The following is a 22,022-nucleotide window of genomic DNA, read 5'->3' on the forward strand; positions in this document are numbered from 1 at the left end:
TAATGAACTAACCTTAATAATTTTACTATTTAGTGTAACCGTCGTTCTGAGTCAAATTCCCATTTAAACGAATTTGATCAGCCGGTATCGGATAAAGTACGTCGGTTGCTTGCCAATTCGATCCTTTAACCGGGGCTAAAATATCGTCAGCTCTGCTACTTCCAGCATTAGCAATACTGGGCCATCTCTTAATATCCAGCCAACGATGACCCCATTCTGCAAAATATTCACACCGCTTTTCGGCTTCAAGGACTAAAAGAATTGCTTCTTGGGTAGTAGCTGTTATATCATTTAGGCCAGCTCTAAATCTAACTGCATTTATATCGCTGGAAGCGCTATTTGCACCGATCAGCTTATTTTGCATCGCTCTGGCTTCTGCCCTTATCAAATATTGTTCAGATAAACGAAAGACAATCTCATATTCGATAATACTCCCAGCACTCCCCGACTTTACTTTATACTTGTTAGGATAATAATAAGTATTGGCGCCAATTACCTGACTTGCGATCCAGAAAGATTTTCGTTTGTCACCGGACGAAAATGCATTATACAATTCTGGTGTCAATACATATGGTGGGATATTTCCTGACGAGCCGATAAAAAGAGCACCGTCAAAACTGTTGAAGATAGATGTAACCGGTGCAAGCTGCCAGATTGTTTCTGAGCTTTCTTTTTTAAAAACCAAGTTTAAATCTGGATTGATATTATAAAGATCAGTCCTTTGAATTATACTTGACGCCTCTGATTCGGCTGAGGAATAGTCCTTCGTATATAGGTAGGATCGAGATAGAAGTGCGGTGGCAGCCCACTTATTAGGACGTGCCCTATCTAAAGTGGGATAAACATCTGGCAAACCAGCTTTTGCAGTAACTAAATCAGAAATGATTTGTTTGTAAACTTCCTGAACGTCACTCCTGCTAGCTTGCGCTGAATTTGGATAGGTTGTTTCTAATATTAGTGGAACCGGACCGAAATTGTTTACCAAATAGAAATAACAGAATGCCCTAATAAAAAGAGCCTCAGCTTTTAACTTCGTTTTGGCTGATGGGCTAATGCCATTTGATTTAGTAACACCTTCAATGGTAGAGTTACATCTATATATGTTTCCGTACATCTCGGTCCAAATAGCACTTACCATAGAATTGTTCACCTGGATATTATTATTTAGATATTCTAATAAAGTATTATTTGATCCCGTATAAATTAATTCGTCAGCCTCCAATGCTGGCAGAACCGACTTATAGCCCATAAATCCATTATTTCCTTCCATCAACTTGCTATAAATTCCCGTCAAGGTTGAAGAAGCACTTACACTATCTTGAAATGCGTTGCTAGATTCCAATTTATCGTTAGGAGCATCAACTTCGAGAAACTTAGTACATGACACTATAAAACCAACGGAAATAATTGCAGCAAAAATTTTAAGTTTTCCATATATAGTGCATTTATAATTACACTTAAAAATATAAAGGAACATAGACAAGGTTTATTATAGTAAAAGATTACAGAGTAATTTGAATACCAGCAGTATAAACTTTAAGCGGTGGCAATGAAGCAGATGAAAAATTTGAAGTCTCTGGATCTAAGCCTTTATAATTAGTAAATGTTATCAAATTTTGTCCCTGTACATATATTCTTGCAGCCAAATTTTTTAGTATTTTTTTAGGTAAACTGTAAGAAAGCGATAAGTTTTTCAGCCTTACATAAGAAGCATTGGAGAAGATGCCATTGGAATAAAACACGAAATTTTGATATGCAGTGTATGCACTCCCTCTTGTGGCATATCGTTGTATAGTTGTCTGGTCACCTTTTTTTTGCCAACGTCCTTCAAGGTAGGCCGGAATATTACTTGCAACCCCAGGCGGAGAGTAAATAGAAGCATTGTAATTGTAACCGTCCTTAATCATAAACTGAAACAAAAAACTAAGTGTCAGCCCCTTATATGTAATATCATTCAAAAGACCGCCAAAATATTTTGGGGATAGGTCATTTACAAATATTTGATCTTTAGGAATACTTGAACCATTAAATTCATATTCGCCGGATTCTTTATTGACACCAACAACTTCAATAGTTTTTATTATACCTATCGGTTCGCCAATAACAAGTGTATTAGCGTAACTAGATGATTCTAAACCAGGAAAAGACTTTAACCTATTTCGTATGATTGACAAATTAAAACTGGTGATCCAACTTAAGTTTTTTTGTAAAATATTCTTTGACAAAATTTCAAATTCCCAACCCTTATTCTCAATAACTGCGTCAAAGTTTCTTAAAACATTTTCAAACCCGGATTGAGATGGTATTTTGTAATTTATTAACTGATTACCGATACGGTTTTGAAAGTAGTTTGTTGCCAGTAATATTCTATCATGGAGAAATCCTAACTCCATTGCAACTTCCGTCTTTTTATTCTTCTCCCATGCGTAATTTGAGTTAAACAAACGGGAAGGAATATACCCTGTTTGATCTTGGTAAGGATAAGGGGCGTTACTGTAATTGTCTCTAAATTGGTAGTCACCTATTTGATCATTTCCAGTTATACCATAGCTAGAACGAAACTTTCCGAAAGATAAAAACTTAAAGGAACGCTTTATAAAATCTTCTTCAGAAAAAACCCATCCAATTCCAATCGATCCGAAGTTAGCCCATTGCTTCCCAGGCCCGAAACGGCTGCTACCGTCTCTCCTACCTGTAAAATTTAGCAAATATTTTCCGCTAAGATTATAGTTAATTCTTCCAAATATCGCCTCATAACGGTAGTCAACTATTGAGTTAGTACTAGTTATTGAGGTCGCAAATGCGGGTGCGGTAATTAATCCGTCATTGGGAAATCCAGAAGCATCAGTGTTTCCTATATTACTTTTATTCTTCTGGAATGTGCTTCCAAGCAAAACGTCAATTTTTCCACTGCCGATAGATTTAGTGTAGTTTAATTGCGGTTCTATTATCCAATTTCTTGTTGTTGTATTACCGAAAGATGCTGATATAATAGGAGAATAGGCTGGATTTTGTGCTGCCTTAGGATATAAAAACGTTTGGTTTAATTGAATGAAATTTAATCCGCCAGTAACAAGAATATCTAACCCTGGAATTACTTTATATTTTAGTTTCAACCCCGTGATAAGATTGTCTGTTATATTTTTAGTAGTTGTAAGTATGTTACTTAATGGGTTTAAAAAGCTAGCTCCCTTTTCAGACCAATTCAAATTTCCCAAGCTATCGTAGGGAAAAGGACTATTAGGTGATAAGTTGATAGCATTGGTTAAATCAAATTGTGGTAACATATTATTATCGTTGGTGTATGATACGTTTGCATTCACCGAAAATTTATTGTCAGCCGACGTATGATTTAAATTAATATGAAGACCTGCTCGTTTATCACTTGACGTTCCTGGATAGACGGTTGTTTCCTTATTATAATTGGCCGCCAGCAGAAATTGAGTTTGTGCATTACCTCCAGATAATGAAATATTAGCATTTAGATAATTGGCTGTACCTCCAATCAGTAATTTCTGCCAGTCTATATATCGACTGTTATCCCACAATAGTACATCAGGTGCATTTGTATTTGTCATTGTCCTTCCATCATTTTTAAACGCTTCCTTCCGCATAGCAATATATTCTTGTGTGTTCAAAAATGTCATTTTCCTCGTTACTTTACCGATACCAGAATATACATTAGCATCAACCTTAGTTTTTCCTGGTCTGCCTTTCTTGGTTGTAATAAGAACCACACCATTGGCACCACGACTTCCGTATATAGCTGTTGCATCGGCATCTTTCAGCACTTCAATAGATTCTATATCTGCGGGATTAATACTGGCAAAAGGACTTTGTCCCCTGTTAGCTCCGGTAAGATTAGCGGTATTAGGTCCCAAGTAATCATTAGTGAATTGTATTCCGTCGATGATAAACAATGGAGAATTACCTTGCGAAATACTATTCATTCCCCTAATCTGTATATTAATGGCCGCTCCGGGATTTCCGCTTGTCTGAGTAACCGTCATGCCTGAAACTCTCCCAGCTAACGCGGCTAATGGATTGGAGACAGGTTGCATGGAGATCTCGGCGGCTGTCACCTTACTTACAGTTCCGGTGCTTACACGTTTTGTGGTAGTTCCGTAGGCGATCACTATGGTTTCATCCAACGAATTCACCACAGGTTTCAAATTGACTTGCAGCGGCTTATTTGAGTTAGCGATAACCTCTACCTTTTCATAGGAAGTGTAGGTAATCAACAAAACAGCGCCATCAGCCACTCGTTGCAAAATGAATCTGCCCTCTGAATTAGTGGTAGTACCGCCGTTTGTACCTTTCACTACAATGGTAGCGCCAGCCAGGGCTTCCCCCTTCTCGTTTAAAACAATACCAGTCACAGGCTTTAAAGCATCAGCGGAAAGGGAGTTTTTAACCCCCATATTTACATCTCCCTCCCTGGCTGACACATCTTTCTTTATTGTAATTCTTCCATCTTTTATTGACCATATAACACCTTTCCCTGCCAATAATGTCGATAGGATCTGCTCTACAGTAATATTATCAGCATTCAATGTGACTTTTTGTTGTCTATCTAAATGATCTTCTGACCCTGCAAAGTCTAAACCTGTCTGCCGGGTAATCTTTTTGAAAATAGAGGCAAGCGTTTCCTGCTTGGCATGTATTGTAACCCTTTTACTACCTGGCTCCATTTCTTGTGAATAGGTTTTGAAAAAAGCCACCTGTAGAATAATAATTATAAACCACCTCCTTAAGAAGAGGTAATCATACCTTTTGTTTGTCACCATAAGTGTGCAGTTGCGTTTGGTTGAATAATGATTGGCCCTACTGATTTTGGTCGAAATGATTGTGCGTATAGATTAGACAACGCAAAAAGAAAAACATAGCTAAAAAGGACAAGTTTTTTTGAGAAAAAATGCAATTAACTAATTATCAGATATTAATAAATATAATTAAAACAGTATTACACAAATCTCAATCACTCGTACACGCGTACATATTATAGATCTGCCCTAGTGAAGCAATAAAAAGCAAGTTTATTTTCGATAGTGAAAAGCAACTTGATCCTTAGAAATTGCAAATCGATATTTAAGGTAACCTTTTGAGAAATATTTCTAATTTTACGATTGGTCTTAGACAAATATTCCGGAAACGAAGGGGCTACAGAGATTATGTTTTCGTTACTACCTATGTACCATTATATTTGAAAACAGCTTTTACTAATACGTAGTAATAATATGTATAGTCGCGATGAGGACGTTATACAAGATTTAAGGAATGGAAGCCATAAGGCATTCAACTGGGCATTTCAACGCTTCAGTAATTCCATTCATACAATGGCATATGCCAAATTACACGACCAAAACGACGCTCAGGAGGTCGTTCAATTGGTGTTTAAGAAACTTTGGGAAAACAGAGAAAGCCTTCCAGAAATTAACAACTTTAGAAACTATCTGCTTACTGCCGCTGTTAATTGCAGCCTCAATCTCATTAAAACCAACTATCGGTATCAATCTACTATTGAAAAATGCGCCGATACGCAAAGCCAGGTACAGCCTCCTGATCTACCCATGAGCCTGAAAGAAGTTCATAACAACGTCCAAATGGCGCTTGGAAAAATCAAGGGTGGACTAGCGAAAGAAGCGTTCCAGCTGAGTTATGAAGGGAACTCACATGAGGAAATTGCGTCCAAAATGAACATTCCCATAGAGGTTTCCCGCTCTTACGTTTCGAAAGGACGCAAGCTGGTTAAAAATTTCCTGAACAAAATTTCCTGAAAAAAGGTATGATTCCCGTTTTGTGTTGTCTATATAACAGAATAGCATATGAACACTGAAGATTTTGAGATAGAATCCCTCATTGTAGCTGACCTTACCGGTATTATATCGGAAGAAGAAAAAGCAGTACTGAAAAGGCTGCTAATGGAGAGTGAACACGCGCGGGAATTATATAGATATTACGAGAATGTTTACAATAGTGAAGGAGCAGTTAATGGAAGAGCGCAATTAAGTAACAATATTTCTCTATCCGACATTACTGGAGAAACACCGAAAGGCACCAGACGGCCAATTCGTCGTTTAATTTTCTTGTCATCCGCTGCTGCCGCCTTGATTTGTGTAATATCTGTAGCTATTGTGCTAAATCAAAGAAAAGAAACATCTCAAATTGGACACAAGGTAGATTCTAATAGTATACAGCTGGCGCTTTCCAATGGTGAGATCATCAACCTTGATAACGTCGATACGCTTACTAAAAGCGAACTGGTACTAAAAAACCAAGGAAACACCTTGACATATACAATAAATAATACAGATATTAATCCCGGCTTCAGTACATTAACAGTACCGGCTGGAAAAAGCTATAATATCATCCTTTCGGATGGGACTCGACTAAAACTGAACTCGCTTACGCAACTATCGTTTCCACTATCATTTACTGGCACGAAAAGGGAAATCACGGTTAGCGGAGAAGCATATATAGAAGTAGCGCAAAAAATGGACAAGCCTTTCATTGTTCATCTGCCAAATTCGTCGGTACAGGTTCTTGGTACTTCATTTAATGTGAACACCTATAACCAAGCGGAAAGAATTTCATTGGTTACAGGAAGGATCAAGACTGTCACGGAAAAAGACAGCTTGGTATTAACACCGGGCACTGAAACGATCCATGTTCCTGGCAAATTTATGCGTACCGAAAAATTCGATGAACAGGAAGTGTTGAGTTGGCTAAAAGGGAAATACTATTTTGAATATACCTCTTTAGAGGAAGTAAGTAAAATAGTTAGCCGTTGGTACGGAGTAGAGGTAAATGTCGCGCCAGATATAAGAAAGAAAGAGTTCTATGGCGTTATGGATCGGAATCAACCTATTTCCGAATTTCTAAACACTTTAAAGGAAACAAATGAGGTAAACTACTCGATAGATAATAACAAGATCTATCTGAGAAAGTAGAATCTAACCATTCTTGTATACGTGACGTAGCGTTCGGCTTAGTAGAGAAAAAATAAAAAAATAGCTTACATTCGGCCAAACAACCGTAATAACCTAGGCTGCATGTTACCTATTATTGAGGAAAACATTAAACAACAACTAAACAACAAGTCCACAAAGCACCAAGCGTTCTCCAATTTTTATGAGCAAATGGTTCCGCACTTAGTGGCTTGGCTTACTACTCAGCTCGGTGATCGAGCAGAGGCAGAGGATATTGCACAGGAAGCCTTTACGAGATTTTGGATGATAGATGATTACAGCAAGTATCCAGACTTAAGAACTTTGATCTTCAAAATTGCTATTAACAAACTAAAAGACGATAAAAAACATGCAGCAGTCATCAACGAACATAACAAAACCCAATCCTATAGCTATACCCTTACTGAAGCCGAAAAAATCGAGCGCAAAGTGGATCTATCCAACATTATTAAAAGACTTCCCGATAACCAAGTACGTTTTATTGCTCTATTAACCATTGGAGCCACCCAGGAGGAAATTGCAAATGCTGTAAATCTGAAATATAAAACGAGCTGGAAACAAATCAAAAATCTGGTTATCAAAGTTCAGAAGATGCTATCAAATGAAATTGACCAGCAAAATGCCATCAAAAGAACAAGATGAAATTACTATTTTGGCAAAAGGATCTTCCCAATTAAAATTGGAAAGCAAAATCAGCCGACTAAACTTCCTTCCTAAGAAGCCCTTCGGCATTGAACTATTTCTTACACTTTCATATGAGCATTAGCGAACAGGAATTTATAGCTTTAGTTAACAAGAAATTCCGCTTCGAGGCAACCGAAGAGGAAGAAGCTATGCTCGCCCGGCTAGTAGCTGAAAACCAGAAATGGCATGACATTTACGAGAATTTTGAGAAATGGTATTTCCCTCCTGCTATAGTTTCAGAAGTTGCTAATCGGCCTAAATCCAATGAGATAAACGAGATTATCAGACGAGGTCAACGAAGAAAACGTCTAAACAAAATTATTCTCATCTTAATAATAGCTATCCTCACCCTAAGCATCGTCGCTATTTCTTTCTTTTTATTGACATAACACATAAAGGTAATAAATATATATCTCGCGGTAGAAAATCGCGCTCCCCAGTCGTTTGTTATATAGAGGCAATTATTACTCCTCTGTGTAAATGCCTATTCAATTTATTAACGGTAATTTATAACTCATGTCGGGAAGCAAAACCCGCTGACTCATTTATTTCCGCTTGCCAAACAGGTTGAAAAATAAGTGGTTCACCCAAGATCAAAAATGAGTAAGGAGCATGTAAAACAACAGCATGCTATGATTCATCGTACCTGATTATTAAGATCTTGGATGAACTTAATTTATCAGACTACAACTTTATTTATTTCCCCCAAAATGGCCATGACAGTGTGTATTGAAGTCGAATCTTTTCACACTTCGTTATTGGGATATAAAAAGCACTATTTACCAGTGTATCATAAAGTAATAATTAATAAAAGTTAAATTATGAATAGAAAGAAAAGGACCGGATCAAAAACGGATAAGCGTAATAAAAGCGCAAGCCCTAATAAAGCAACTGAAATACATCCTTTCAGTGAAACATTTTATACCATAAATGGCGTTCCCGGAGCTGCACGTGATGAAGTAACCAGAATATGCGGATGGAGTATTCCAACCTTTTATAGAAGACTTCGCGCTGTCACATTCCCACCTAGGAGCCACAAAGAACACTCAAGAGACGGTCTAAGCTATCTCGAAACAATAGGAATTCTGGATGTTTACATAAAAATAACGCAAGAAACGTTAAGTAAACTAACCTCGATAAAAACTAAATTTATAGAGGATAAAACAAACTAAAAGATATTATAAGACCTGAATATATAGACGTGTCATGTACTAGAAGGTGGGCAATATAGTTCAATCATCTAGGGCTATATTCAAGCTCGTTTATTGTTTCATTGCTAATCTTATAGAAAAGCAAAATTAGAAGAAAAACTTTAGCGAATAGTGGTTTAGAGCCGAGACACTTGGCCTTGACTCTAAACCATTCAACTCTCAAAAGTTACTTCAAATCTAAATTTTGACTAATATCCATTCTATAGCGAAGTGTATCATATAGATACCAATCGTTTTGACCACGAAACATAGTCTTTAAAAGCCTAACAAAAAAACTGACCGATTGCTGCCATTTCCCGAAATCTGGTTTTGCATCTGCCAGCTCACAAAATTTCCTTACATCATCATCATGTATTTTCATTGCCATCCTGTAGGCACTGGCAATATCGAGCTTATACTCGTTTTGAAGGACGTACACTATATTCAGGGGTTCGCGATTGAAATCTTTGGGTAGCGAAAAAAAATCATTACACCAACTGAAAATTCTCGCAGACAAATGATATAACTCCCTAAAATAAGGACTATTCATTACCTCGATAGGCAACTCTGTAGGTAATTGCATCACAATTAAATCCAGGTAACTCTGTACCCCGATAGTTCTTGTTCGAAGATCATAGAAATAATCAATTGAAGGGAAATTATCAAAACTTTTAAAAAAAGTTTCTTCTTGCATGCTTTCAATCCAAACGCAAACATTGGAAGTGAAAATATTTATCCAACTATCGGACATCAATTCTTTAAGATCTCTTTGAATATTACATAGAATACACAAAAGAGGGTTGTCTAGTGCTAATTCAGAATTGCCATCCAGTATGCCTTTGACTTTTAACAGAAGGCATTTCAATTCGTCAATTTTCGCGAATTCGTAGTAGTCATCAAAGATAGTACCCCAGAGCATGAATTTGGCCGCAACTTGCAAATGCCTGTAACTGTTCATTTTAGGCAAACACCTTGCAGAAATTTTCCCAAAATTGCTCCGTTGATACTTTTCCTGCATTTTCGGGGGTAAAAAACCATAATCATTTTGGAGCCAATTCGAGGTGTCCTCGATTACTTGATCACACCAATTGCTCATCATTGGCTCAAATGGATAGCTTGGTGGGGGAAAAAGGGCGATGTCAAACATATGTTAGGTTTTGGTTCTGCGAAAATTTACAGCGCCGGCCTTACATATGCACGCACTTTCAATACTGGAGGCATTATATTGCCTTCCCCATAAAATTATGTTAGGAGGATTTCAAAATAGAAATTAACAGTTATAGGTTTAATGGCAACCTCATCAAATTGCGAATAACTCTTTGAGTATTATGCAAATCATCAGCTGACAATGACTTTTTCAAATATATAAATCCAGCCTTTTCTATTTGGGCTTGGAGTATATCACTGTCTTCGGAAGAATGCATTATTACTGGGATACCACTGATTAAGGAATAGTTTTCTTTTATAAAATCAAGGCCATCAACATTTCTTTCTAAACGAATGTCCATCATGATTAAGTCTGCTTTCACCGATCTGAATGCCTCCATTGCTTCTAAGGTATCTTTACACAAAAAGACCTCGCCTCCCATTTGCAATAAGATTTTCCTCATAAACTCACGCCCCATTATATCATCATCCACGGCAATCACTTTGCGCCCCTTCAATATTGAACCGTCCCATTTAATATCACCTTGTTCCACGGTCTCATCCTCTTCCTTGTTAGGTAAATATACCGTAAAGCATGTACCTTTTCCCAAGTCACTATCTACCGTTATCCGGCCCTTTAGCAAGTCAACGAACTCTCTTATCATCGGCAGGGCAATACCGTTCCCTTGTACAAGAAGATTGTCTTCGGTTACAAATAACCTATGGAATATTTCACTCAACTTCAACCGACTCATTCCCTTACCGAAATCCAACACTTGATAAATAATAGAATCTTGAGACATTGATATATTAACTATTATGCCACTGTTTTTATTGCTGAATTTTATAGCATTTGAAATTAAATTGGACAAGATAAAACCTAGTTTATTTCTGTCAGTATAAATTACCTTTGGAACAGCTGGATCAACATTAAATGTTAGACGAAGGTTTCTCATGGTTAAAAATGCCTCAGCTTCATCTTTTATGTCAATAAGCAAGGAATCCAACTCCAAATGCTCGTAATTAGCTCTTTCATAGTGACCGCTTTCAATTTTAACAAGCTGCAAACCACCCTGCACAACATTCCCTATACTCTGAATATACTTTTTTAGTAGTCTTATATCTGAGTCTGATATTACAATTTTACCAGAGTCCTTATTAATCGGCAGCCCATTCACTATATCCTGCAAAGCAAACACATGACGATTGATTTCATGATTGGTCTTCGTAAGATATTTGGTCTTATACCGATTAGCAGCGCGAATTTGCTTCGTATAAAATCCCACTACAATAGCACTTAGCAAGTATATTACCACATTAGCTAAATAAACAATACTGTTTTCCTCATTGACCTGGAACTTCCAAGGAACAATTAAGTTACTTTTTTCGGAAAAGTAAATGGCATTTATAACAAGAAATGAAAGCAGAAAGCCGGGTAACCACTTGATCGTTCCCTGAAATAAAAAAAACGATGTAAGCCCCAATGCAATGCACAAACTAACAATTGGAACGAAAAGACCAAAATGCAAACCAAAATACAAAGCAGCCGCGTTTTGGGTAAATAACATTAAAGAGGCAGCTAAAAAATGCTTACGCTTATGATTTAACCAAAAAGAAATAAGAAACAAACTTGCTTCTATATAACCAGGCAGAAGAATCGGCTTTCCGGTTGTATAGGTAAGCAAGGGAGCTAAAAAAATTGCTGAACCTGCTGTAACAGCATTCATTGTGTTTACCAACCTAATGCTAGTTGCTGTGTCAGTTGGAGTTTTGGCATCTACGCCAATATTAATTAGGTTCATCCAGAGGGAGTAGATCATAAAATAAAGAGGTTTACTCAGGGTTGCCAATTGATTAAATATATTTCTTTTTACAAACTAAATTTGGTCCAAAATAGCACTCTTAGCTAAAAGGAGAATAATACATAGTTGCCTTGATAGCAGAAAAATAATAGTTTCAAATTATCAAATAGTCATGTATCACAGTTTAGATAGCAATTCTAACTTATCTAAACTGTAGAAACTAAACTCTATATCAATAATTTATAATAAATTTTTTGAAGAAACTATATTCTAGACATTCAAGGGATTTGGATCTAATTATCGTTGGTTAATTGATGATTATACCGTTTAACTCGGTACATTTTTAAAATCAAACCGCTATCCAAATAATTCAAATATAATTATTTTTATCAAAAGTTACGTTATAACCGAATCCAATATTTAAAAAGCAGGTGCAGATTTCAGAGAAAAGGATTACATGGGGTTTGAGGATCGGTTTAACAACGGAAAGCAGCTGCTGGCATATAATTGTAAGAGAATAAGAAGAGAAAGCAAAAAGAGACAGATAGATATATTTGTTTCAACAAATTTAGCAACTACAAGGATCAGTGAAATAGAAAATGGTAAGAACAATGTTGAGTTTGCTACACTTTACAAACTAAAATCTGGCCTACAAATAGATATTAATTTCCTGTTTGAAGCACCTTTCTTACCCGTAAAGCAAATGACATATACTCCTGTTACATTAGATATAGAAAAATTAAATTTCGGGCGTCGGTTACTTCAAATTATGTCCCATTTAGGTGTATCACAACAAGATCTGAGCATTATGACATCAATTGGTGAAGGAGAAATAAGCGAAATTGTAAATGGCAGCCATAATGTTGAACTCATAACAATAGCCAAAATTGCTGAAGCCCTGAAAATATCCCTCACGCTATTATTCTCCTATAATGGAATATTACCAAGCAACAAGGGATACAAGCAGGAACTAATACTATGATTGATACCAAAGGAACTTCTTACCAAAACGCTATTAACTCACGATCTCACCATCTGTATGAAAAGTGTAACCTGGCAGGCGACGTTCGGTCATAGTAAGAAAATAGTTGAACTATCCAACGTTCAAGGTAGTTACCATCTTTATGTGGACGAGTATTATTGGGGTAGCTTTGTATATCATAATTATGGCGGTAATCGCGTACTTACGTGGCAATGGCATAAATCTGTAAAATTGAATTCAGAAGACATTTCAGAGCTAATCGGAATAATTCAGGAGAACTTTGATACAAGCAACAATCAAATACTGGGCGACAGCCTTAATGTGTAGCAAAAATGCTATACACATAAAACTGTCGCCCGTAAACTCACTTACTAACACAATTAAGATTAGATTAGATTTTTACCTATGCCGCTTTTCGGCTGTTATTTTGGTCCGGCTTTACGAAAAGTAGATGCACTAAATCGGGATCTGATTTAATTCTCTGAATCTCACTTTCAATTATTTCAACTACGTCATTTTTTATCTTAATATAGGTGTTCTCAACTTCATTGATAGCTAATTGTCGTATTATTGGCAATGACTTGTAAGCCTTCTCTTCGGCCTTTATAGCATCGTGATTGTTTATAATACGAGAATGGAAATTCTTTAGCTTCACAATCTTTAAAGGATCGTCAGCAACCTGACCTACGAATTCACCGGAACTGAGGGCACTAATACGACTAGGTGGAATTGCCGAATCCATTTGTGTTGATCTACTGATACTAGTGTCGTTCCTATTTATGCTTACACTTTCTCTCTCTTGTACAATCTTCCCAATTCGTTCACTTAACATTTTTGCTGTATCTCCCAAAACCTGACCGCTAATAATATTACCGCAAACATTCATTAACACCTCTGCCTGCTCCCTAGAGTAATCCTTTTTCATCTGCGAATAATCCTGAATACAAATTGTATGTGAAACGAGATTACTTCTACTCACAGAAACACTGTAATCAAGTGGCTGGTAAATAGTAGGATATTCATCGAAAACCAGACTGGATTTTAGTTTATCTTTTTGATTCACCTGTTTCAGCAACCTATTTGTATACAATGACAATACTGCGCCATAAGTCTGCGTTTTTGACGGGTTATTACCCATACAGACAATTTTTGGCGACTCTGGATTATTAATATCCAGCGTGAAATCGTTTCCAGTAATGACATAATAGATTGTCGGTGAACTCAGCCTAGCTAAAGCAATTCGTGCAGATGCTATTTGCCCTTCAAGTTGTTCAAGCGCCCGGTTCAAGTAAGCAGAAACAAAACTTTGAATTAAAGACTCGCACTCAGGCTCAGAACCCAATAATGGAAACAGGTCATCGTAATCAGCTTGAATTAGTTCAATAACATGAGCAAGTGTGCAGTATTTACCATCTTGATATTTTCTAAGCCACCATATAACAGCCGTAACAAAAATAACGGCACTTTCCGTGAAAAATTCGCCACTTTTTTTTATCCACTCCTTATTGAGAGCTAAAAGGATACTACGAGCAGACTCACTTGCATCCGTAATATCAATCATCTGAGATGGTTCAAGAGGATTACATCGATGTGTCCTTTGAAGGTCATCAAAATTGATTACATAAAACGAGGGTTTATTCTTATACTTACTTTTATTCTTAAGAAACGCATTGTATGCGATACGAGTCAAGTCATCAAACTTAAAATCATACACAAACATCGTAAAGCCCTTAGCTAAATGTTGTGTAATTACGTGCCTGACGACAAAATAAGTCTTACCGGATCTCTACTACTTCCTTTCGCCTGGACCCGGGCGTGCCCATAATGAGCAGCGCCCGGAAAGGATTTTGAATGTTAATCCACATCTTACGTACTTTACCTTTCAAATTATACTCTCCAGGAAGATTAATACTATATTCATTATTAATCAACTCTTCCTGTTGTGGAAAGGTTTCATTTAGTTCGTTAAAAATGTCTTTCCTAAAATTTAGCCTAATTAACCTGGATAGTTTTGCTCCACCAGATAGCATCAGTAAGTAGCCAAGGATTACAATAAACATATAACAAACAGCTATCACATTTAGATCGGCATGTAGGTAGAAAAACAAAGTACCACCGAAATAAAACACCCCCCCAGTAACTATGTATGCAAAAATATTTCTAGGCTTTAAATCTTCCTCCTTTTTGCCCTTATGACCGAAGAGTGAGAGAACCAAAAGAAATAAGGAGAATAACTTCGTGTAAATTGGTTCTTTAAAAATACCGGTATCTCCAACATTTAGTAAGATACGTTCAACCATACCAGCAGACAAGCCGACGTTCACAAAAAACGAATAGCAAAACACATAAAAATGTAATGCCAACAAAAGGACACTAGCCTTTCTGACAAAATCAATAATGCTACGAAGGCCCTGCTCATTTTCACCTGTACTCATATCACACAATTTTGATTTGACAATTGGATCTAGGTAGATTATTATAATCTAACCCCTCTTATTCTTTTTCTTCTTTCTAGCTTCTTTTAATAATTCGTATGAAATTCCTTCATCTTGAACTACATCAAATGCAGCATCTATTAAATTACTTAGCTGGGTATTTACATATTCAGATAGTACTTTTATTGCTTCACCAGCAAACCTTTCTGGCATTATTTTAGGTAAATGCGTGTTTATGTAATTAATTCTTCTTGCGGAGATTCCATTAGCAACCAAATAATTAACAATTCGCTTATCGCATTTCCAATATTGATCTGGCTGTATTTCTAAATGACCCATTGAAATAATCGGACTGGCATCTTCATTATTGGATGAACGAATACGCATGCCAGCGCCTAACCATTGCAACAGTACCCCTTTAATACCTTTCTTGAAATCTGTTCTTGATATGACAGAATCGACAAATTGCTTGTTCCAGGCAACAGCTGGATTATCAACATCCGGTTGAATACGCGCAAAAATCCTATTAGCAGAATATGATCGATCTATATCGCTTCCTTTGAATACAGTTAAAGTTGCATTGTCAACAAAACTAATTCCGTAGGCCATACCGTCTTTATTCTTATAGATTTGAGCGTAAATTCTATTCTCCTTCAGCCCCATTAAAAAGCGTTTCTCATCAACGCCGCTATTTAGAACTTCATCGATTATTCTAAATAGCCGCTCCTTGTGTTCCGCCAATCCCTGCTTTTTCTCAAAACACTTTTGAAGAATCTTCAAAGTGGGGCTACCATAAATTGAACTTGCTTTAATTGGTTTCCCGACTACCTCGCCATCATCATCAACAGCACGGTAGATAAGTCCATTATTTTTTCGCAACCTGCTACCCTCTTCACCAGGATCAGCCACTACATTGAACTGTCGTAATATGGAATTGAATTCAGACAGGTTTCCAAACTCATAAAGAGATATAACCGACCGAACAATCTTTGATACTTCTTTTTTGGTGGGCTTCTTACCATATTTAATAGCGTCAATATCAGCAGCTCTGATAGCAATACTTTCGCTAGATTTCTGCTCTTTAGCTTTTACCAATCCATATTTTTCCTCTAATTGTTCAGTTGCCGGTATTGATTTCTTTACTCCTATAAAGGATGTATCGATTGCGCGTCCATCATCCTTAATTTTGGTACTAACAATATGTACGTGCTGTATAGCCGTATCCAAATGTTGATAGAGCAAAAAGGGCTGGGTGCCAAAACCAATTTTCTCCATATACTCAACGGCTAGCTGTTGTAAAAGTTCCTCAGATATATTCTCTGATGGATGAAAACCGATAGAAATATGTTCGCAAACATTATCGGCCTTCTGCGCTAACCTTGCAAGATGTTCTAGGCGAAATAGCTTTTCCTTAAAAGAAAGATCGAAAGCATCTTTAGGATATAGATGTGCATACAGCATCTTAGCATTACCTAAAGCGACCTTTTCCTCGTTGTATTCGACAGCTCCACGTATATCTGTGCCTTCGTTTACGACTGCAACCATTTATCAGAAAATTGGTCAATGCGAACCTGAATGATTCCTATTTTAGAAAGTAGTTGTCGTTGTAAATCCTCTGATACACCTAACCAAGTCAAATATTCCCTAGAAGGCGGTATGCTATTTAGCTTCTTTACCACTTGATTGAAATTGTTACCCAGGTAATTCAATTCCTGTCTCAAGCCAATAAGTTCATTCATAAATTCATCCAGTGATTGGTTACGAACTTTGACATTCACCGGCTTATTAAAAATGATACTACGCAAATAGTCACTTAGCTTATTATATGTGGTATCTTTTAATTTTCCGAAAAGGGCTTCATGTTCCTTTTCCGTTAGTCGAATATTACACCAGCAGGTGCGCTTATCATGATTTTCTCTCACACTATTCTTCATCTAATACTGATTTAATTACAATTTCATTTCCACAATCATGACCTAATCAATCCAGATGGCGCGACTTCGGAGCAATGCCATCCAAGCGGGTTTGTGTAACAAACCCACAGCTTGCTGTGTGCAGCGGAGCAGGCACACAGGCCCCCTATTATTAGCCAGGAAACCACTAATAGCAGATATGTATTGTAAAAAAGTTATTAAATTCGCCTCATTTTAATCGACGATTATTCTTAGAAAGGTCATTCATTACCCTGGGCTTGCTTTTATTTTTCAAGGTAGATTGAGCTTTTATAGTTGTGACTATTTCTGATACTGAGGGAAGTAAATTCACTGAATGGACATCCAAAGATCCTTTTTGTCCATCAATTAAATAACCCAATCCACGGAAATTGAGTCCAGAATTATCAAACTGGTATTTAAACGACAAGGCTATTTCAATATTATTTAAATGTCCATCTGTGTAAACTGTCATTGGAGTTGGATCGAACTCTCCCATGTAATATTCGCGTCTCCACTCGTCAACTGATCCCCCATATAAATATTGCCGCAATTGTTTTTCAACACTGCCGAACTTGTTTTTTGAATTTAGGTCGTCTGACAAAAAGCCTTTCGATTGCAAAACTTTAATCTCTGAATAAATTTCATATTCAAACTCATATTCCATAACACATAAATAATTGGTAATAGAATATCCTATAACGCCTTAAAACTTGAAACATCTTATCCATAAGGCCAACTTCACCCATTTCGTTTTCTTCGTCCACTTGAAGATGGGTTGACGGTACGCTGCTTTTTTGGAACACTCAGATTAATATTTGTTTTATGATACATTCTGTAATGGTGCATATATTCTTCGGTTTGTTTAAAACCCGAAATTTTTCCGTTCCAGATTGCTTCGCCAACTGGGTCTATATTCCATAACCCAGGAATATTAATTGTCGCTTTTAGCGAATCCCTATCATTGGATAGGCTTACCAGATTCTTTATGCCGGTACAGTAATTAAGCTGAAAAATCTCAGTTTTTTTATCCAAGCCGACTGCTGTAAATGGAATTTTGTTTTCTCTGTTTGATAACTGTGTAAATTCCTTGTTCCTGGTGTCAACAAGAAAATCAACACTTAAAAGCGTCATTATTGGAATTTCCCTTCCGACAAATTTTGAAGAACTAATTTCCAGGCTGAAGTTATCAGGCGTTTGTGATGACAAAACATTGTCTTTGTTTTGAGTAAAGACCCGCATCGGGGGGAGTTCAATGTATGCAACATCCATAGGGACGGTATGACAGTTTTGCGGCAACTTATAAACATTCTTGGTATTGTAGTCGAATAAAAATCGATGTAAACCAGTACCCTTGTCTACCTCCATGTCTGATAATAGAATTTTATTATCTCGATTATCATTCTGTCGAATGCAATTATTAAATAGATCTACGACAAATTCTTCGTTTGTGATTATAATCTCATTCATTTCTATCCGTTTTCTATGTTAACAATAAGGATGGAACATTTCAAGTATCTTACAGTTTCATTCCCCTCTCATTCCCTCTTTCTTTGATAACACGAGGCTTTTTGGCAAGTTCGTCTATTGAATATGGCTTCAAAACCTTCTCTTTTGACATGTCCATCAAGCAAAAATCGCTATAGGTTTTCCCCTGATCTTGTTTTTGCATCAACTGCTTTGCAAATGAGTCTGATTCAGCGATACTCCCAACTGGATGGAATATTTCAAACTTTTCTTTCAAAAAGTGGGGTTCAACATTATAATGCAAGTACATAAAATAAAATTTTAGGAGATAGAAAATATGACTCAACTGAGATTGTGGAAGACTGGATATTTTCTTCAGATACATTGAGAGGCCCCAACGACAATCAAAAGTTGAAAAACCAAAAACAAAACTTCAATTAGTAAACTTTGCAAGTTCAATTTGCGTTGCATCGGCTGCCGCCGATTGAGTTTTCTAAGCCATTTGTGCAAGAATAATTAATACAGGGGATGAATATCACGCTCGCATCCCTTTTCGTCTGTCATTTGGCTCACTCGATAACACCCTAGACTTCATACCTTGAGCGCTCCATTCCTTCATTTGGAAGTCGCTAACTTTCTGTAGAATCCTCTCGGAATTGATACAAGGTCCATAAGTTGAGTTAACTTCATCAAATACCGCGATGGTAGTAGCACTTGTTCTTCCCTTTGTTTCCAAAATATCCAACCGGGCATTTAGATGTTTTTGGTCAATAATTTTAAACTCAATCTCACTTCCCTTGGGTGCAATTCTTGCTATTTCCACATCCCTGAATGAGCCGTTCCACTGCACACGTTCGGAAATTGATATATTCCTAATTTGCTCTACATCATCCCCCCAATGTAACATCAGGTCAAAATTACTTTGAAGCGCATGTTTGGTTGCGGATTCTAAGGATGGGAAATGATGGGTATCGCTGCTTACTATAAAATCCTTCCCAAACAGCAAATCGGATTCATTTTTAAATGCTTTTAGTGAAACACTGGTGACAGCGAACTTCCTATTAGTATTAAATTGGTCAACATCTAATGTTGACAATCCAGACATATATCCCCAAGGACAAGACATCACTCCGGCACCTAATACATGAATAGTGGGCAGGCACAAATCGGATTGACCATAACCATGCAGTAAATTCAAGGGAATTTGATACTTCGATTCAAATTCCGCAACCCCATCCGGAAAAGATAAGTATATAGAGGGCGGAGCTTCCTGGTATGGTTTAGGTCCATGCTCAAAAAATTTCATCTCGACAACTTTCTTCCCGGCATCAGCTATAAAATATTCTTGATAAGACTGTAAGGGATTGGAGGCATCTAAACGAAATAACTCGGTAGGATCTTGCTCGCATAGCATTAAAAGCGCATCTCTCATATTCCCAAAATGATGTGTTTCAGTGGAATTCTTAAAGTCACGGTGGCCAATTACTACATCAAAGTTTGTTTCGCTATTATTCATAGCAACAGTTTTAATTTGACTAATCTGGATATGATTGACAATTCAAATCGCATTATCTGATAGGAAAAAGGTGTCCGACGATTTTTGCACTGGCTTTGCCCTTCTTTTTAAAAGGAATTGAGGTTCGGAAACTTAATATCCAATTGTAGGCAAGGACTTTCCAATTTCTAAATAGTTCTCCTTTTTCGTTCTTCCACGCTCTTGATTCATAGTAAAAATAGAATGCGTCGGAATGCTTCTCTGATAAATTCAACAGCCGGAAATAGACATATACCTCATTTCGTTCGGGCGGTTTAAATTGGCGGCACTTTGTCATTATTGTCATTTTAGATACTTCAAAGATGGTGTAACAAAAAGGCGACTCTGTACACCAAACCTACAGGTGTACATTAAAAATTTGTCATTTATGGAAGTAAGGAGATTATATGTGACTCGATAAGAGTCCAGGCAAAAACGACTGTAAAAGATCAGTGTTATATTATATAATAACAAAGACTCCGTTCAATTGATTTTAAACGGAGTCCACATAATATATATACAATTTTCTTAGAATTCCTATTGCAATGCCAGCATCAAACTTCCACCACTGAGAACAAGAATTTAAAATCGAGTAATTCCCAAAGCCAAAAAGTTATGTATAAATACAGGACTTTTCAGGATTTATTGAGATATGCCGATCTACTTCAGAAAGTAACAATGACAAAATCTGGCGTATTCTGCCATTAGGTTTATGGGTTCCTTTCTCATAATGAAAAATTGTTGATTCATTAATTCCCAGATTTCTAGCAAGATCCTCTTGAGTAAACCCGTTAATATAACGATAATATTTAATCTTACCTGCGAAGCTGGAAATATCGATTTCAAATGGAAAATAGCCTAAAAATTCTATGATTTTGGGATAGTACTTTACCATTGGTTTTGACCGGTTATTCTCCCACAGTGTTACACAATCTTCTGTTACCCCTATAAATTTAGCTACTTCCTTTTGTAACATCCGCTTTTCCAATCGTTTATTGAGAATTTTCTCATTTAAAGTCTTAGGATTCTCTAAATACCTACAATTCAATGGCTTAGGTATAATTTTGGAAAATGTGGAAAATGGCAACGCATCAATGCCCTTGCGGCTATTATAATCACCCGGCCAAAGATTGTGTATGTGCCCCCGGTAAAGTGCGGCAATACCTTAACAGGGTATCGGGGCCGCTGCTAGACCGTATTGACCTTCATGTAGAGGTAACGCCGGTTCCTTTTGAAGCCATCGCGCATACCGGGGAGCGTATACCAGAATCGTCCGCCACTATCCGGGAGCGGGTAGTGAAAGCGCGGGCCATCCAGGCGGCGCGTTTTGCAGGTGCAGGCATTACTACCAATGCCCAAATGAACACCCGTTTGCTAAACCGGTATTGCAAGCTCGATGCCGACAGTCTTGAACTACTCAAAACCGCCATGCACAGGCTGCATCTTTCGGCACGCGCCTACGACCGGATACTTAAAGTTAGCCGCACCATTGCCGACCTGCAGGGCGCAGCTGCTATTTCGGCCGCCCACCTGGCAGAAGCCATCCATTACCGTAGCCTCGACCGCGAACAGTGGGGGCAGGAGTATGAATAAAAGATAGAATAATAGATTCAGGACAATGGGCGCCCAGGTCATGGCATATAAATAGTCGGTTGAGAGGGCGGAGATATAGGAAGGCTGATCGGATGAATGAAAGCCTTGGATTAGTTGGCAAAGATGTAAGTGTACGAAGCCAGAGAATGGGGGACAAAGGTTTAATTAGACGAAGCAAAGAACAGAGGACAAAGGTGTAGGTGGCGAATGTAGAGAATCGACGGCTGAGAATTGGGTGGAAAGAGGAGAATGGGCGGACGAAGATACAGGGTAACTAAGAAGTAACTTAT

The 22,022-nt window shown here is 37.4% G+C and carries 20 protein-coding genes; 7 read left to right on the plus strand and 13 right to left on the minus strand.

The features are described 5' to 3' along the window. Window positions 1-25: 25 nt before the first annotated feature. Both ESB13_RS17980 and ESB13_RS17985 read right to left on the minus strand, forming a co-directional pair. Window positions 26-1,477, minus strand: coding sequence for a RagB/SusD family nutrient uptake outer membrane protein (locus tag ESB13_RS17980; protein WP_129005080.1), 1,452 nt, complete (start codon window positions 1,475-1,477; stop codon window positions 26-28). Between the two features lie 25 nt (window positions 1,478-1,502). Beyond that, window positions 1,503-4,787: a SusC/RagA family TonB-linked outer membrane protein gene (locus ESB13_RS17985; protein WP_129005081.1), complete on the minus strand. Its 3,285-nt coding sequence runs from the start codon at window positions 4,785-4,787 to the stop codon at window positions 1,503-1,505. A gap of 450 nt (window positions 4,788-5,237) precedes the next feature. On the opposite strand from ESB13_RS17985, the gene ESB13_RS17990 reads away from it, so the two are divergent. The 5 genes from ESB13_RS17990 to ESB13_RS18010 all read left to right on the plus strand — a co-directional run bounded on the left by ESB13_RS17990 (window position 5,238) and on the right by ESB13_RS18010 (window position 8,824). Next, on the plus strand, window positions 5,238-5,777 hold the full coding sequence (locus ESB13_RS17990; RefSeq protein ID WP_129005082.1) for an RNA polymerase sigma factor: 540 nt from the start codon (window positions 5,238-5,240) through the stop codon (window positions 5,775-5,777). A 48-nt stretch (window positions 5,778-5,825) separates the two neighbouring features. Next, on the plus strand, window positions 5,826-6,950 hold the full coding sequence (locus ESB13_RS17995) for a FecR family protein (RefSeq protein WP_129005083.1): 1,125 nt from the start codon (window positions 5,826-5,828) through the stop codon (window positions 6,948-6,950). A gap of 102 nt (window positions 6,951-7,052) precedes the next feature. After that, complete coding sequence (locus ESB13_RS18000) at window positions 7,053-7,610, plus strand: RNA polymerase sigma factor (protein ID WP_129005084.1); 558 nt, start codon at window positions 7,053-7,055, stop codon at window positions 7,608-7,610. Window positions 7,611-7,723: 113 nt separating this feature from the next. Next, window positions 7,724-8,041, plus strand: coding sequence for a hypothetical protein (locus tag ESB13_RS18005; RefSeq protein WP_129005085.1), 318 nt, complete (start codon window positions 7,724-7,726; stop codon window positions 8,039-8,041). A 432-nt stretch (window positions 8,042-8,473) separates the two neighbouring features. Next, window positions 8,474-8,824 carry a hypothetical protein gene (locus ESB13_RS18010; RefSeq protein WP_129005086.1) on the plus strand — a complete coding sequence of 117 codons (351 nt, stop codon included), beginning with the start codon at window positions 8,474-8,476 and terminating at the stop codon, window positions 8,822-8,824. Between the two features lie 205 nt (window positions 8,825-9,029). Here ESB13_RS18010 and ESB13_RS18015 read toward each other — a convergent pair whose 3' ends face one another. Further along, window positions 9,030-9,989: a terpene synthase family protein gene (locus ESB13_RS18015; RefSeq protein WP_129005087.1), complete on the minus strand. Its 960-nt coding sequence runs from the start codon at window positions 9,987-9,989 to the stop codon at window positions 9,030-9,032. Between the two features lie 130 nt (window positions 9,990-10,119). After that, entirely contained in the window at window positions 10,120-11,808 is a 1,689-nt protein-coding gene (locus ESB13_RS18020; RefSeq protein ID WP_129005088.1) for a hybrid sensor histidine kinase/response regulator, read from the minus strand. A 439-nt stretch (window positions 11,809-12,247) separates the two neighbouring features. On the opposite strand from ESB13_RS18020, the gene ESB13_RS18025 reads away from it, so the two are divergent. Next, window positions 12,248-12,772 (plus strand): helix-turn-helix domain-containing protein, encoded by a 525-nt coding sequence (locus tag ESB13_RS18025; protein ID WP_129005089.1) that lies wholly within the window; start codon window positions 12,248-12,250, stop codon window positions 12,770-12,772. A gap of 403 nt (window positions 12,773-13,175) precedes the next feature. On the opposite strand, the gene ESB13_RS24080 is transcribed toward ESB13_RS18025, so the two are convergent. From ESB13_RS24080 to ESB13_RS18065, 9 genes are all read right to left on the minus strand, one after another. Continuing rightward, window positions 13,176-14,492 carry a type IV secretory system conjugative DNA transfer family protein gene (locus ESB13_RS24080; protein WP_246022617.1) on the minus strand — a complete coding sequence of 439 codons (1,317 nt, stop codon included), beginning with the start codon at window positions 14,490-14,492 and terminating at the stop codon, window positions 13,176-13,178. 55 nt (window positions 14,493-14,547) lie between these two features. Then, complete coding sequence (locus ESB13_RS24085) at window positions 14,548-15,207, minus strand: YWFCY domain-containing protein (protein WP_246022618.1); 660 nt, start codon at window positions 15,205-15,207, stop codon at window positions 14,548-14,550. A gap of 48 nt (window positions 15,208-15,255) precedes the next feature. Beyond that, window positions 15,256-16,752, minus strand: a complete 1,497-nt coding sequence (locus tag ESB13_RS18035; RefSeq protein ID WP_129005090.1) for a relaxase/mobilization nuclease domain-containing protein — start codon at window positions 16,750-16,752, stop codon at window positions 15,256-15,258. Then, window positions 16,737-17,141, minus strand: coding sequence for a plasmid mobilization protein (locus ESB13_RS18040; RefSeq protein WP_129005091.1), 405 nt, complete (start codon window positions 17,139-17,141; stop codon window positions 16,737-16,739). The genes ESB13_RS18035 and ESB13_RS18040 overlap by 16 nt, the downstream gene beginning before the upstream one ends. Window positions 17,142-17,349: 208 nt before the next feature. Continuing rightward, on the minus strand, window positions 17,350-17,805 hold the full coding sequence (locus ESB13_RS18045; RefSeq protein WP_129005092.1) for a hypothetical protein: 456 nt from the start codon (window positions 17,803-17,805) through the stop codon (window positions 17,350-17,352). A gap of 74 nt (window positions 17,806-17,879) precedes the next feature. Further along, window positions 17,880-18,608 carry a hypothetical protein gene (locus tag ESB13_RS18050; RefSeq protein ID WP_129005093.1) on the minus strand — a complete coding sequence of 243 codons (729 nt, stop codon included), beginning with the start codon at window positions 18,606-18,608 and terminating at the stop codon, window positions 17,880-17,882. A gap of 49 nt (window positions 18,609-18,657) precedes the next feature. After that, window positions 18,658-18,915 (minus strand): hypothetical protein, encoded by a 258-nt coding sequence (locus ESB13_RS18055; protein WP_129005094.1) that lies wholly within the window; start codon window positions 18,913-18,915, stop codon window positions 18,658-18,660. Window positions 18,916-19,140: 225 nt separating this feature from the next. Continuing rightward, window positions 19,141-20,121: a hypothetical protein gene (locus ESB13_RS18060; protein ID WP_129005095.1), complete on the minus strand. Its 981-nt coding sequence runs from the start codon at window positions 20,119-20,121 to the stop codon at window positions 19,141-19,143. 631 nt (window positions 20,122-20,752) lie between these two features. Beyond that, a complete protein-coding gene (locus ESB13_RS18065; protein ID WP_129005096.1) occupies window positions 20,753-21,115 on the minus strand; it encodes a helix-turn-helix transcriptional regulator in 363 nt (120 codons plus the stop codon). Window positions 21,116-21,219: 104 nt separating this feature from the next. Between ESB13_RS18065 and ESB13_RS18070 the strand changes: the two genes are divergently transcribed. Then, a complete protein-coding gene (locus tag ESB13_RS18070; RefSeq protein ID WP_246022619.1) occupies window positions 21,220-21,732 on the plus strand; it encodes a magnesium chelatase subunit ChlI family protein in 513 nt (170 codons plus the stop codon). Window positions 21,733-22,022: the final 290 nt, after the last annotated feature.

This window comes from Filimonas effusa (assembly GCF_004118675.1).
GTDB classification, from domain to species: domain Bacteria; phylum Bacteroidota; class Bacteroidia; order Chitinophagales; family Chitinophagaceae; genus Filimonas; species Filimonas effusa.